This is a genomic window from Sphingopyxis sp. H073 (assembly GCF_001468395.1).
GTDB lineage: Bacteria > Pseudomonadota > Alphaproteobacteria > Sphingomonadales > Sphingomonadaceae > Sphingopyxis.
This window is the reverse complement of the sequence record NZ_LNSG01000002.1, coordinates 373,144-386,295: the sequence shown is the minus strand read 5'-3', so window position 1 is coordinate 386,295 and position 13,152 is coordinate 373,144. Positions and strand designations below refer to the sequence as shown.

Annotated in this window: 18 protein-coding genes; all 18 read left to right on the top strand. The window is 65.2% G+C overall.

Features of this window, described 5'->3' with window-relative positions; genetic code table 11:
- The first annotated feature begins 334 nt into the window (after window positions 1-334).
- The 18 genes from ATE64_RS04905 to ATE64_RS04820 all read left to right on the top strand — a co-directional run bounded on the left by ATE64_RS04905 (window position 335) and on the right by ATE64_RS04820 (window position 13,152).
- The gene (locus tag ATE64_RS04905) at window positions 335-661 is read left to right on the top strand and encodes a DUF736 domain-containing protein (protein ID WP_027297060.1); all 327 of its coding nucleotides are present in this window, start codon (window positions 335-337) and stop codon (window positions 659-661) included.
- A 167-nt stretch (window positions 662-828) separates the two neighbouring features.
- Window positions 829-1,071 carry a helix-turn-helix transcriptional regulator gene (locus ATE64_RS04900; protein WP_027297061.1) on the top strand — a complete coding sequence of 81 codons (243 nt, stop codon included), beginning with the start codon at window positions 829-831 and terminating at the stop codon, window positions 1,069-1,071.
- 78 nt (window positions 1,072-1,149) lie between these two features.
- The gene (locus ATE64_RS04895) at window positions 1,150-1,452 is read left to right on the top strand and encodes a DUF2285 domain-containing protein (protein WP_058454244.1); all 303 of its coding nucleotides are present in this window, start codon (window positions 1,150-1,152) and stop codon (window positions 1,450-1,452) included.
- 467 nt (window positions 1,453-1,919) lie between these two features.
- Window positions 1,920-2,324 carry a DUF2285 domain-containing protein gene (locus ATE64_RS21025; protein ID WP_082657578.1) on the top strand — a complete coding sequence of 135 codons (405 nt, stop codon included), beginning with the start codon at window positions 1,920-1,922 and terminating at the stop codon, window positions 2,322-2,324.
- A gap of 126 nt (window positions 2,325-2,450) precedes the next feature.
- A complete protein-coding gene (locus tag ATE64_RS04885; protein ID WP_024350838.1) occupies window positions 2,451-2,735 on the top strand; it encodes a helix-turn-helix domain-containing protein in 285 nt (94 codons plus the stop codon).
- A gap of 13 nt (window positions 2,736-2,748) precedes the next feature.
- The gene (locus ATE64_RS04880) at window positions 2,749-3,636 is read left to right on the top strand and encodes a replication initiator protein A (RefSeq protein WP_058454246.1); all 888 of its coding nucleotides are present in this window, start codon (window positions 2,749-2,751) and stop codon (window positions 3,634-3,636) included.
- A 208-nt stretch (window positions 3,637-3,844) separates the two neighbouring features.
- Window positions 3,845-4,483 carry a ParA family partition ATPase gene (gene parA / locus ATE64_RS04875; protein WP_027297065.1) on the top strand — a complete coding sequence of 213 codons (639 nt, stop codon included), beginning with the start codon at window positions 3,845-3,847 and terminating at the stop codon, window positions 4,481-4,483.
- Entirely contained in the window at window positions 4,480-4,734 is a 255-nt protein-coding gene (locus ATE64_RS04870) for a hypothetical protein (protein ID WP_058454247.1), read from the top strand. Before parA ends, ATE64_RS04870 begins: the two co-directional genes overlap by 4 nt.
- A complete protein-coding gene (locus tag ATE64_RS04865) occupies window positions 4,731-5,252 on the top strand; it encodes a DUF2840 domain-containing protein (RefSeq protein WP_058454248.1) in 522 nt (173 codons plus the stop codon). The genes ATE64_RS04870 and ATE64_RS04865 overlap by 4 nt, the downstream gene beginning before the upstream one ends.
- Window positions 5,249-5,794, top strand: a complete 546-nt coding sequence (locus ATE64_RS04860; protein ID WP_058454249.1) for a S26 family signal peptidase — start codon at window positions 5,249-5,251, stop codon at window positions 5,792-5,794. Before ATE64_RS04865 ends, ATE64_RS04860 begins: the two co-directional genes overlap by 4 nt.
- Before the next feature lie 46 nt (window positions 5,795-5,840).
- Complete coding sequence (locus ATE64_RS04855; RefSeq protein WP_058454250.1) at window positions 5,841-6,188, top strand: DUF736 domain-containing protein; 348 nt, start codon at window positions 5,841-5,843, stop codon at window positions 6,186-6,188.
- 3 nt (window positions 6,189-6,191) lie between these two features.
- Window positions 6,192-6,953: a lytic transglycosylase domain-containing protein gene (locus ATE64_RS04850; protein ID WP_058454251.1), complete on the top strand. Its 762-nt coding sequence runs from the start codon at window positions 6,192-6,194 to the stop codon at window positions 6,951-6,953.
- A gap of 244 nt (window positions 6,954-7,197) precedes the next feature.
- Window positions 7,198-8,937: a VirD2 family relaxase/mobilization nuclease gene (locus ATE64_RS04845; protein ID WP_058454252.1), complete on the top strand. Its 1,740-nt coding sequence runs from the start codon at window positions 7,198-7,200 to the stop codon at window positions 8,935-8,937.
- A gap of 25 nt (window positions 8,938-8,962) precedes the next feature.
- On the top strand, window positions 8,963-10,948 hold the full coding sequence (locus ATE64_RS04840) for a conjugal transfer protein TraG (RefSeq protein ID WP_058454253.1): 1,986 nt from the start codon (window positions 8,963-8,965) through the stop codon (window positions 10,946-10,948).
- Window positions 10,949-10,957: 9 nt separating this feature from the next.
- Window positions 10,958-11,389 (top strand): hypothetical protein, encoded by a 432-nt coding sequence (locus ATE64_RS04835; RefSeq protein WP_024350828.1) that lies wholly within the window; start codon window positions 10,958-10,960, stop codon window positions 11,387-11,389.
- Between the two features lie 169 nt (window positions 11,390-11,558).
- A complete protein-coding gene (trbB, locus tag ATE64_RS04830) occupies window positions 11,559-12,539 on the top strand; it encodes a P-type conjugative transfer ATPase TrbB (RefSeq protein WP_058454254.1) in 981 nt (326 codons plus the stop codon).
- Entirely contained in the window at window positions 12,539-12,871 is a 333-nt protein-coding gene (locus ATE64_RS04825; protein WP_024350826.1) for a TrbC/VirB2 family protein, read from the top strand. The genes trbB and ATE64_RS04825 overlap by 1 nt, the downstream gene beginning before the upstream one ends.
- Window positions 12,871-13,152 carry a VirB3 family type IV secretion system protein gene (locus ATE64_RS04820; protein WP_027297074.1) on the top strand — a complete coding sequence of 94 codons (282 nt, stop codon included), beginning with the start codon at window positions 12,871-12,873 and terminating at the stop codon, window positions 13,150-13,152. The genes ATE64_RS04825 and ATE64_RS04820 overlap by 1 nt, the downstream gene beginning before the upstream one ends.

Sequence of the window (13,152 nt, the reverse complement as noted above, 5' to 3'; positions counted from 1 at the left end):
GATGGGGAACGAAGCCGCTGCGCACACCCTGCGCCAACTTGCCGATGCGGGAGGGTCGCCATCTTCTCCGTTATCTGACCGTGCCTAGACCGCTCCAAACGGCCTCTTCAATGGCCTGATCTGGCCGAAGTACGGCTTCGCCTCGATCGCCTATGACGCAACAGCCGCGTCGAACTTTCTTCCCCTGCCGGCTGCGCCGTCATTCCTCGCGAGACAAGAAAGCCCTCCTAAGCTGTCAGGCCCCTTCGGGGTGCGCCGTCGACCGCCTCCGGCCTGCCGATCGCCATCGAGGCCGCAATGGTGCGGGCTCGGGAACGGAAAACGGAGAATTACAATGGCGACCATCGGCACCTTCAAGAAGACCGGCTCGAACGAGTTCACCGGCGAAATCGTCACCCTCAGCGTCCAGGCCAAGGGCGTGCGCATCGTCCCCGATACCCGCGCCACTGGCGAGAACGCTCCCAGCCACCGCGTCCTGGTGGGCCGCGCCGAGATCGGCGCCGCCTGGTCGAAGCGCTCCAACGAGGGCCGCGACTATCTCGGCCTCAAGCTCGACGATCCGAGCTTCAACGCCCCGATCTACGCCAACCTCTTCGACGACGAGGACGGCGATACCTTCTCGCTGATCTGGTCCCGCCCGAGCGGGCGGCGCGGCGACTGAGGCCTCCGCGCAAGGCCCCGGCCAGAAGGTCGGGGCCTTTCAGCTTTCTGGCAACCGAATCAGCTGACGTTTGCCCGGTCGGCTTTGCGGTGGCCAAACTGGCATAGGGCGACTATTATAGTCGTAGTTCTGGCGTGCGCGTAGGTCCGAGTGGGAGGTGATCATGCATGATCACCGCCCGACAATCACGGGCCGCGCGCGCGTTGCTGGGTTGGACACAGGAGACGCTCGCTGACAAGGCTCGCGTATCTCTGACCGCCCTCAAGCGCCTCGAGTCCGCCAGTGGCCTCGAGGTGTACGAGAGCACGCGGGATGAGGTCAGGCGCGCTTTCGAACAGAATGGCGTCGTGTTCCTGAGCTCCGACCGTGGTGTGGGAGTGATGGTGGTTGATCGCAAAGGGCAAGCCTGACGGCACGCGAGGAGCGAACTCGCAAACGCCCCTCTCATCGGGTTGCGCTAGAAGCTCGCTCGTAAGATCGTTAACAAAATGCTCCAGTATGGATGGATATCCGCGCCGGGGAACGCCGTGACTACAAGCTTATTTCTTGATGAACCGCCAAGCAGCGCGACGCCGACCGCGTATGACGCGGCCAATGTGAAGCTTTACCTGCGTTTGCTGGATGCCGAAGCGCAAGGCGCTTCCTGGGCAGACGTCGTCGAGACGATTTTCGGGATTTCGGTGAACGCCGAGCCCGAGCGTGCCGAGCGCGTTCACCGCTCGCATCTCGCGCGCGCAAAGTGGATGACGAAGAACGGCTATAGCGGTTTGCTGGCCGGCCGCGTGAACTGAACGTGATGCAGGTTTCGCATCACGTTGCTCCGCCTTCGTTATTCCCAGCCCTCACACAACTTGGAATCGTGTCCGCAGCTCAATTCGCGCGCTAAAACTGCGGAGGCTGTGGAGGATGTCTGAAGAAGATTCTTGGCGGTCAGAGGCCGCTTACGACTATGTCGATGCTCTGTCTCCCGGAGATCTTGCCTGGGAGTTTTTGCGGAGAAACACCGAGTACCGGCGATCATACGACGAATTCCTCCAGGCAGGCGACAACACCGAAGAACTGACCCGGGAGTTTACATCCCGATGGGGGTTGCGATTTCCCGGCAGACCCTTCTGCATCTGCAATCGTCTCTCCAGTCTTTTGGGACGCCCACTTCGATCCATCGATCGTCGTCCTCGGCAAAATCCCGACGGCTCACACGCCTCCCTCACTTGACGATTTCATCAGGGCGCAGGCCATAAATGGCATCGATGGCGAGATGCTGCGCCTTCAGATCCGGGGCGAAAAGTTCGACGCTTCTTTCCGCGACGGTGCCGGAAGTCTCGCGGCCATGGTCCTTCTCGATGAGCTTACGCCCGACCGCCTGAGCGCGCTGGCTCGTTTTTGGGCGGCTCTCGCTGGAAAAACCGTCCCGCCGGATCCGCGTATCACCCGATCCCGACAAAAGCGGGCGCGCGAAATGCTGCGCGTCCTCGACGGTCGGGCATCCGGAGCGACGTATCGTGCAATCGCCGACGCCGTCTTTCCCAAACATGATCACGACGCAGCCTCGTGGGTAGGCAGCGCAATCCGCGAGACGACCATTCGCCTGGCTAGAGACGGCGCGAAGCTCGTCCAGGGCGGCTATCGTTCGATCTTGCGTCGGCCACGCCGAGACCGCTGACCCCCCAAAGGGTGTCGAACTTATCTCCTTTACTTCGACATCGTGCCGACCGCCGCAATCGCGCCACCGTGACCGCAATCCGCCGCCTGTCCGAGGCAGGCGCCGCGAAACCACGGAGGTTCGATCATGGACGAAACGGCCGCCCCCATGCCGCCACGCTACCTCAGGACAGAGGAAGCCGCGCGCTTTCTCGGGCTGTCGGAGCGCACGCTCGAAAAGCACCGAACATATGGCACCGGACCGACCTACCGGAAGCTCGGTGGACGGGTGGTCTATTCGCTGACCGACCTGCAGGCGTGGGCCGATCGCGGCTTGGTGACCTCGACCTCGGATCCGCGTGGCGGCATCGTCGCTCCTGCGAAAGCTGCGGCCTCCCAAGGCCGCAACGCCGGCACTTCCGGCCTTCGCTGATCCGGTCTCCGTGATGTCGTCCCGCCATCAACGCAGCGACGAGAGAGCGCAACTCGACCTCTTCCGGGCGCTGCCCGGTGACTTGGCGCCTCGCGATGCGCAGGACCTGATGGCCTATCCATTCTTCTCGCTCGCCAAGTCGAAGCGGCTTGCGCCGATCGACTTCAAGGCCGGCTCGGTCAAGATCCGTGTCGAGGCAGTGCCCGAGCATGGCATGGCGACGATCTGGGACGCCGACATCCTCATCTGGGCCGCCTCACAGATCGTCGAGGCTCGCGACGTGGGGCTCCAGCCATCGCGGCTGATGGCCACGACCCCGTATGAAATCCTGAACTTCATCGGCCGCGGCGTATCGCTGCGGGATTACGATCGGCTCAAGGCCGCACTCGACCGACTGCAGTCGACGACCGTCGCGACCTCGATCCGCCAGCCGACAGAGCGTCGGATGCACCGGTTCTCCTGGATCAACGAGTGGAAGGAACGAGCCGACCAACGCGGCAGGCCGCTCGGCCTCGAACTCATCGTTCCCGACTGGTTTTACAGCGCAGTGCTCGACGACGCGCTGGTGCTCACCATCGACCGCAACTACTTCGGCCTGACCGGAGGGCTGGAGCGCTGGCTGTACCGCCTGGTGCGCAAGCACGGCGGCAAGCAGGAGTTCGGCTGGAGCTTCGACTTTCCGCACCTCCATGCAAAGTCGGGTAGCCTCTCGCCGCTCAAGCACTTTGCCTACGACCTCCGCGAGATCGTCCGCCGGCAGCCGCTCCCCGGGTATCAGCTCACCATCGAGCAGTGCGTCGGCGGTCCCGACATCCTGTCCTTCGCACCCACCGATCCCGACGCGCTTGGCATTCCGCGCCGCCGTCGCCGCTCGAAAACTCGCCCTGGGGATAAGCTGTGAATCGTCTCGTGCTATCGGGGACCGGCACTATCGTGCCATCGGGGACCGAAGTCTCGTGCTATCGGGGACCGGATTCGACGAATCCTCGCGCTGAATCAGCGACTTGCAAGCCCTGTAACTTATCTAACCTAGATTCCTACGGAATCTTTCTAACGCGACCGTGCTTTTCGGCCGCTGTGGACGAGTCCCCGATCGCCGGGAGACCGTCATGATCGTCGCGCTGCTCAACCAGAAGGGCGGCGTCGGGAAGACGACGCTCGCCCTGCACCTCGCCGGCGAATGGGCTCGCCGTGGACAGCGCGTGACGCTGATCGACGCCGACCCCCAGGGTTCGGCGCTCGACTGGTCGCAGCAGCGCAGCCGAGAGGGGTTGGAGCGACTGTTCGGTGTCGTCGGCCTGGCCCGCGACACGCTCCACCGCGAAGCGCCGGAGTTGGCCCGCGACGTTGACCATGTCGTCATCGACGGCCCGCCGCGCGTCGCTGGGCTGATGCGCTCGGCGCTGCTCGCGGCCGATCTCGTGCTCATTCCGGTGCAGCCGTCGCCGCTCGATGGCTGGGCCTCCGCCGAAATGCTCTCGCTGCTCGGGGAGGCACGCATCTACCGCCCGCAGCTCGCCGCCCGCTTCGTGCTGAACCGCTGCGCGGCTCGCACCGTGTTGGCGCGCGAGACCGCCGAAACGCTCGCGGATCACGACCCGCCCTTGCTCTCGACCACGATCGGCCAGCGCATCGTCTTCGCCGATGTCGTGCAGACCGGCCGGCTCGCCGCCGAGCAGGACGAGGATTGCCCTGGCGCGCGCGAGATCGCCGCGCTCGCGGCGGAAGTCGCGAGGATCGGCGCATGAGCGCGCGGTCCCCGAAACGCAGCTTCGCGGCGCGTCCGGTCGATCCGGAGAGCTGGATCAAGGCGCCCGAGCGCCACCACCCGCGCGCACAAGCCGGCGAGGACTTCTCGGCGCGACTGACGATCGACGTGACTGCGGATATGCGCGGCCGCATCAAGATTGCCGCCTTCCAGCGCGGTCAGACCGTCGCCGACATGCTGCGCGCGCTGTTCGAGCGCGAATTCCCACCCCCCTCAGGAGAAGGATCATGACCGGCCATGTCGCCGCGCCAATGCGCGTCGGCCGCGCCGCCATCGAGCTGCCGGCCGACACTCTCACCCAGGTCGAACTTACTTGGGTCGAGAAGCGAACGGAGCAATGGATACGGTTCGGTCGCGAGCTACGCGAACAGATCCTCGACCGGCGCCGACGCATCCTCTTCTTCCCTCCCGGAAGTATCTTTGCGCTGGTCCGATGGGCCGCAAATGAGCACGGGACCGTGCTCTCGCGCCTCGACATCCTGCGTGCTGTTGAGCCTGCTGCGCCGTGCCAGACGATGCCGACCGTCACGCCCGGCGCGGACATCCTCTTGCGCGTCGACGGCTGGCCGAAGGTGGAGCGCATGCTCCAAGCCATCGACGCGATCGAGGCGCGCGGCATCGACCCGATCGAGGTCTCGCCGGATCATTGGCGTCACGTCCACAACCGGCTGACTGTCGGCGAAGCGCCGCGCGCCTACGGCCTGCGACAGCACCAGGCCTTTCTCCTACGTCGGGAGATCGGCGCATGACCCGGCTCTCCTACGCCATCGTCACGACGGCGGCCGTATCGCTTCTCGGCCTCGCCTCGATCGCCTCATTCGCGCCGCGCCTCATCTGGAACGCTTCAGCCAGCACGCCGGTCGGCTTCTACACAATCGGCGATGTGGGCGCCCTCGACGTGACCGATCTGGTGGCGGTCGACGCGCCCGAGCCGCTCGCAACATTCCTGTCCGATGGCGACTACCTGCCACGCGGCGTGCCGCTCTTGAAGCGCGTCGCCGCGCTCCCGGGTCAACGGGTTTGCCGGACCGGGCTCGCCATCACGGTCGACGGCCTGCCGATCGGCGACGCCCTCGATCGCGATCGTCGCGGTCGCCCGCTCCCCGTTTGGCAGGGCTGCCGCTTGGTCGCGGCTGGAGAGTTGTTCCTGATGAACTGGCAGGTCCGCGACAGTCTCGACGGCCGCTACTTCGGCCCGCTTCCGGCCACCGCCGTGATCGGCCGGGCCACCCCTCTCTACACCGACGAGGACGGCGATGGCCGCTTCGTCTGGCGCGCGCCGACGCGGTGACGGCGCGCCCATGACCCTGTCCACCGCAATCTTAAGGAGACGAACAATGCCCGTGATCGGTCAATTCATGCGCGAGAATGATGGCTTCATCGGCCATCTGACGACACTTTCCCTGCACCAGGACATCATCATCGTCGCGGCCGAGCCATCCGAAGCTGAGAACGCGCCCGACTACCGCGTCCATGTGCTCGACACCATGAGCAACGAGACCGGCGCGGAGATCGGCGCGGGCTGGAAGCGCACCGGCGAGAAGGCCGGCGAATACGTCTCGCTGCAGCTTGACGATCCGACCTTCGAACATCCGATCCGCGCCAACCTGTTCCAGTCGGCCGACGACAAGTCCGCCTGGGCCCTGCACTGGAACCGCCCGCCAAAGCGCGGCGAGCTGGACTGAACGATGCCCGCCACACGCATCAAACCTGTCGTCGGAGGGAGGATCGCCCTCCGACGTGCAGCTCTCCTTCTCCTTTCCGGCCTGGTCCTCGCCGGATCCGCCGCGAGCACTGCCTGCGCCCAGCAGGCGCAGGTCGAGCAGCCATCACGCAGCGATCCCTATGGCGCGTACATCGCAGAGGCGTCTCAGCGGTTTGGCGTTCCAGAAACGTGGATTCGTGCCGTCATGCGCGTCGAAAGCGCGGGCGATGTGCGCGCGATCTCGTCGGCCGGCGCAATGAGCCTGATGCAAATCATGCCCGCCACGTGGGAGGAGTTGCGCGTCCGGCATCGGCTCGGCGGCAACCCCTACGACCCCCGGGACAACATTCTGGCGGGTGCTGCATATCTGCGCGAGATGCACGACCGCTACGGATCGCCGGGGTTTTTGGCGGCGTACAACGCGGGTCCGGGCCGCTACGAAGAGTATCTCGCCGGCCGCCCATTGCCGGCCGAAACGCGCGCCTATGTCGCGACGCTCGCCCCCATCGTCGGGGGCGGTGAACTCACCGGCCCTGTCATGGTGGCGGCCGCCGATCCGCTAACTTGGACGAGAGCGCCGCTCTTCGTCGTACAGTCGGCCGGCAGAGAGGCTGCCGTGCCGTTGCAGTCTGACGGCAAGCCGGACACCGCCACGGCGGCGGCCCCGGTGCGCGATCAAGGCCCCGTGGCTTCGCCCACCGATGGCCTTTTCGTTACGCGCAGCGTTTCCGGGGGACCGCGATGACCGCGTTCGCACCCGTGCGTACCGTGGCGTGCCTTGGCGGGAGATGGGCAGTCTGCGGAGGGGGAGCAGTCAGCACAACCGAACGATGGCGAGATAAAAGCCGGCGATGTGCGGCTTGGTGCGGTCGTGTGTTTTCAGGGACTTATGGCGCATTTGCGCGAGGTGCGCCCAACTGGCGCAGCCTGCGCAATCGCCATTTTTCCAAGTGGTTCCTTCGCTTTGCGCGATGTGCGGAGCTTTGGCGATGAGCGGCGAGGACGATTTCCGCATCCGGCCTGGCCGCATCCGCTCGACACGCGCGCAACAGGCACGGCCCTTCATCGCTCAGGCACTTGCGGCCGCACAGCGGGCTGGCGGCCGCATCTCGCGCTCCGGCCAGATCACCACGAGCAATCGCTCGCGGTTCGGTCGCGGACAACGCGCGACAGTGCAGGCAAACCGGCTCCTGACCAGCCGGTCGCGCAACGTGGTTATCAAGACGCGCGTCGTGCGGCACACCGCTAAGGCCGCGCCGCTTAGCGCCCACCTCAGCTACCTCCGGCGCGAGGGTGTTACCCGGGACGGGGAGAAGGCCCAGCTGTTCGGTCCCGAGACCGGAGACGCCGATCCGAAGGCCTTCGCTGAGCGAACCCAGGACGACCGCCATCATTTCCGCTTCATCGTCTCACCGGAGGACGCAACGGAGATGTCCGACCTCAGGACATACGCCCGCGACCTGATGGGGCAGATGGAAAAGGACCTCGGCACCAAGCTCGATTGGGTCGGCGTCGATCATTGGAACACCGACAATCCCCATGTCCACATCATCCTGCGGGGACGTACCGACGACAGCCAGGACCTCGTAATCTCCCGCGACTACATCAAGGAAGGCATGCGCGCCCGCGCGCAAGACCTCGTCACCCAGGAACTGGGGCCCCGCACCGAGCAGGAGATCCGTCGTAACCTCGGACGTCAGGTCGAGGCGGAACGCTGGACCGATCTCGATCGGCAGATCTCCCGCGACAGCTATCGCACCGGCATCGTCGACCTCGCGCCACGTCCCGATCAGAAGCCTGACGAGTTCCACGCGTTGAAGGTCGGCAGGCTGCGCAAGCTGGAGACGCTTGATCTCGCCGATCAGGTCGGTCCCGGTCAGTGGGTTGTCTCGGAGACTGCGGAGAAGACGCTGCGCGCCCTCGGTGAACGCGGCGACATCATCAAGCGCATCCATCGTGGCCTGACCGAGCGCGGCATAGAGCGTGGCGCCGGAAGCTATGTGCTCGCGGGCGAAAGCATCGATGACCCTGTCATCGGGCGTCTGGTCGATCGCGGTCTCGACAACGAACTGAAGGGCACGGCCTACGCCGTAGTCGACGGCACCGACGGGCGAACCCATCATATTAAGCTCCCCGATCTCGACGCGGCTGCCGACAGCGCGCCGGGTTCGATCGTCGAGCTGCGCAAGTTTGACGACGTGCAGGGCCGCCGCCGTGTCGCACTCGCTGTTCGATCCGATCTCGATATCGAACAGCAGGTCCATGCGACCGGCGCCACCTGGCTCGACCGGCAGGCCATCGCCCGCGAACCGGTGGCTCTCGGTGGTGGCGGCTTTGGCGCGGAGGTGCGGCAGGCAATGGACCGACGCGCCGAGCATCTTATCCACCAAGGGCTCGCCGAACGGCAGACCCGTGGCGTCAGCTTCTCGCCCGGACTGATCGACTCGCTGCGCCAGCGCGAGGTCGAAGCGCTCGGCGAGAAGCTCGCGGCCGAAACCGGCCGGCCATTCACCAAGGCCGGAACGGGTGAGTATGTAGCGGGCACCTATCGGCAACGCTTTGCGCTCGCCTCGGGCCGCTTCGCCATGATCGACGACGGGCTCGGCTTCCAGCTCGTGCCCTGGACGCCGTCTCTCGAACGTCAACTCGGCCAGCACGTCTCCGGGGTCTCACGCGGGGGCGGCGGCGTCGACTGGAGCTTCGGCCGCAATCGCGGCCTCGGCATGTAGCCCCACCAAGAAAGGAGTGCCTGCCATGTCGGCGACGAAAATCCTCTGGGGGCAGATCCTCACCGTGTTCCTGATCGTCTTGATGACGACCTGGGGCGCCACGCAATGGACAGCCTACCGTCTCGGCTTCCAGCCCCAGCTCGGTCAGCCTTGGTTCGAACTGGCCGGATGGCCGATCTATTATCCCCCGGCCTTCTTCTGGTGGTGGTATTTCTACGACGCCTATGCGCCGCCGATCTTCGTCGAGGGCGCCTACATCGCCGCGTCGGGTGGCTTCATCTCCATCGCCGTCGCGATCGGCATGTCGGTATGGCGGGCGCGTGAAGCCAAGAATGTCGAGACCTATGGCTCGGCCCGCTGGGCACGACCGGAAGAGGTGAAGGCGGCAGGACTGCTCGGCCCCGACGGAGTCGTACTCGGCAGGCATGAGCGCGAGTATCTCCGCCATGACGGTCCGGAGCATGTGCTGTGCTTCGCGCCGACCCGTTCCGGCAAGGGCGTGGGCCTGGTGGTGCCTTCGCTCCTGACCTGGCCGGGGTCGGCGATCGTCCACGACATCAAGGGCGAGAACTGGACGCTCACCGCCGGCTATCGCGCACGGCATGGCCGCGTGCTGCTCTTCGATCCGACGAACGCGAAGTCGGCGGCCTACAACCCACTGCTCGAAGTGCGCCGCGGCGAATGGGAAGTCCGCGACGTGCAGAACATCGCAGACATTCTCGTCGACCCGGAAGGCTCGCTCGAAAAGCGAAATCACTGGGAGAAGACATCGCACGCGCTTCTGGTCGGCGCGATCCTGCATGTCCTGTACGCAGAGGCCGACAAGACGTTGGCCGGCGTCGCCGCCTTCCTCTCCGATCCGAAGCGCCCGATCGAGTCGACGCTCGCGGCGATGATGAAGACCGCCCATCTCGGCGAGGCCGGTCCACATCCGGTGATTGCCAGCGCCGCCCGCGAGCTGCTCAACAAGTCCGATAACGAGCGCTCCGGGGTGTTGTCGACAGCGATGTCGTTCCTCGGCCTGTATCGCGATCCCGTGGTCGCGGCAGTTACCCGTCGGTGCGACTGGCGCATCGCCGACATGGTCGGCGGCAAGTATCCGACCACGCTCTACCTCGTGGTGCCGCCATCTGACATAAACCGGACCAAGCCGCTGATCCGCCTGATCCTTAATCAGGTCGGCCGCCGTCTGACCGAGGACCTCCAGGCGAAAGGCAATCGCCATCGGCTGCTGCTCATGCTCGACGAGTTTCCTGCGCTTGGGCGCTTGGACTTTTTCGAGAGCGCGCTCGCCTTCATGGCGGGTTACGGTCTGAAGGCGTTCCTCATCGCGCAATCGCTGAACCAAATCGAGAAAGCCTACGGTCCGAACAACTCGATCCTCGATAACTGCCATGTGCGCGTCAGCTTCGCCACCAACGACGAGCGAACTGCGAAGCGCGTTTCGGATGCGCTTGGCACCGCGACCGAAATGAAGGCCATGAAGAACTATGCCGGCCACCGGCTATCGCCCTGGCTCGGCCACCTGATGGTGTCGCGCTCGGAGACTGCACGGCAATTGCTCACGCCGGGCGAGATCATGCAGCTCCCGCCGTCAGACGAGATCGTCATGGTCGCCGGCATCCCGCCTATCCGCGCAAAGAAGGCACGCTATTACGAGGATCGTCGGCTTCAGGAGCGCATCCTTACGCCTCCCGCACTCACGAAGCCCGCAAGCGCTCGAGCCGACGATTGGAGCGCGCTCGCCATACCGGAACCTCCCGTGCTGAGTGCGCCAGCTACGGCAGATAACCTAGCCGACGACGACCCGACGGACTCCGAGCAACGGCATCAGCCTGAACTGAGCCGCATGAAAACCGTCGAACGCAAGGCGATCGTCGACAACGAATTCGAGATCGATCCTCGCGACGACGTCGATGAGGATGCTGCGCGCCTCAGCCGCATGACGCAGACCATGCGCCAGGTCGCTCGGCAGGCATCGCTCGATCCTGGCGATGGCATCGATCTGTAGGAGGCGGGGGTGACCAAACCTTTGAAGAAGCAGCGGCTGTCGGTCTATCTCGACCCGGACGTCATGAAGGCGCTCGCAGCCCATGCTGCCCGGCGCGATCTGTCCCTGTCACTGGTAGCCGAGGCCGGTATCGCTTCATTCCTCTCGCCGGACGCTGCCGAGCGTCAGGAGGCCGCGACGACGAAGCGGCTTGACCAGCTCGACCGACGCATGGCGCGCATGGAGCGCGATCTGGGAATATCGGTCGAGACGCTCGCCGTGTTCATCCGCTTCTGGCTGACCTCCAACCCGCCGTTGCCGGAGCCGGCGCAGGTCGCGGCTCGCGCCAAAGCGTCGGAGCGCTACGAAGCCTTCGTGACCGCGCTCGGCAGACGACTCGCGCAAGGTCCGAAGCTCAGGCAGGAAATCGCGGAAGACATCCCCGCGCGCGACGCGGAATAATCACTGTTTGACGTATCACAAGTATTCGACCGTTCCGCCGTTTCCCTGTCTTTGTACGCCACAGTACGACGGCCACATGATGGTTGTTGTCACGCCATGATTTCTGCCTCTTCTACTCATCCCCGATCCAGGGGCGCCCGCGGCGGTCCCGCAAAAGAACGGGGACGACGTGACGGCAGCTCACCAGAAATCGGAGGCGATCCTTCGCGGTGCTCGGATGCTGCGCACTGCGCTCGGCCCGGCGATCGCCACGTTTCTGGAAGACCCCGCGATCGTCGAGGTGATGCTCAACCCCGACGGGCGGCTCTGGGTCGACCGGTTGTCGGAAGGTCTCTCCGACACCGGTGAACGCCTATCTCCAGCCGACGGCGAACGCATCGTTCGACTTGTCGCACATCACGTCGGGGCCGAGGTTCATGCCGGGGCGCCCCGCGTCTCCGCCGAACTGCCTGAAACAGGGGAGCGGTTTGAGGGCCTTCTGCCGCCGGTGGTGTCAGCGCCGGCTTTCGCGATCCGGAAGCCAGCCGTCGCCGTGTTCACGCTCGATGACTATGTCGCGGCTGGCATCATGCTGTCCGACCAAGCCGAAACGCTGCGTCAGGCCGTTCTTCATAGGCGGAACATCCTCGTCGCCGGCGGCACCTCCACCGGTAAGACCACGCTCACGAACGCCCTGTTAGCGGAGGTATCGAAGACATCCGATCGCGTCGTGTTGATCGAGGACACCCGTGAACTGCAATGCGCCGCGCCAAACCTGGTCGCAATGCGCACGAAGGACGGCGTCGCTTCTCTCTCCGATCTTGTCCGTTCCTCGCTGCGTCTTCGTCCCGACCGCATCCCGATCGGCGAAGTGCGCGGTGCAGAGGCGCTCGATCTGCTGAAGGCCTGGGGCACCGGCCATCCCGGCGGCGTCGGCACGATCCACGCCGGCACCGCTATCGGCGCTCTTCGCCGGATGGAGCAACTCATCCAGGAAGCCGTCGTCACGGTTCCGCGCGCGCTGATCGCCGAGACCATTGATCTGGTTGCGGTGCTCTCCGGCCGCGGCTCCTCGCGCCGCCTGACCGAGCTTGCCCGCGTCGAAGGCATGGGCCCCGACGGTGACTACTGCGTCACTCCAACAATTCCGTCCATCTCAGGAGACAGGTAATGATCAAGCATGCCCTGCGCATCCGCCGTCACATCGCCACGGCGGCTTCCGTCACTTTCATTTCCATAGCCCTCGCACCTGCCGCTCATGCGTCCGGTTCGTCGATGCCATGGGAAGCTCCTCTGCAGTCGATCCTCGAATCGATCGAGGGCCCGGTCGCAAAGATCATCGCGGTGATGATCATCATCATCACCGGCCTGACTCTCGCCTTCGGCGACACGTCGGGCGGAGCGCGCCGCCTGATCCAGATCGTGTTCGGCCTGTCGATCGCCTTCGCCGCGTCGAGCTTCTTCCTGTCGTTCTTCTCGTTCGGCGGCGGGGCGCTTGTCTGATGGCCGTTGGAGCGGATCATAGCGCGGACGTGCCGGGCTTTTCCGTGCCGGTTCATCGTGCGCTGACCGAGCACATCCTGCTCGGCGGTGCGCCGCGCTCGCTCGCGATCCTCAATGGCACCCTGGCCGCCGCGCTTGGCTTGGGCCTTCGCCTTTGGCTGGTCGGGCTGGCGCTATGGGCAGTCGGCCACTTCGCCGCCGTCTGGGCGGCCAAACGTGATGCGCAATTTGTCGACGTCGTGCGCAAACATCTGCGCATCCCCGGCCACTTGGCGACTTGA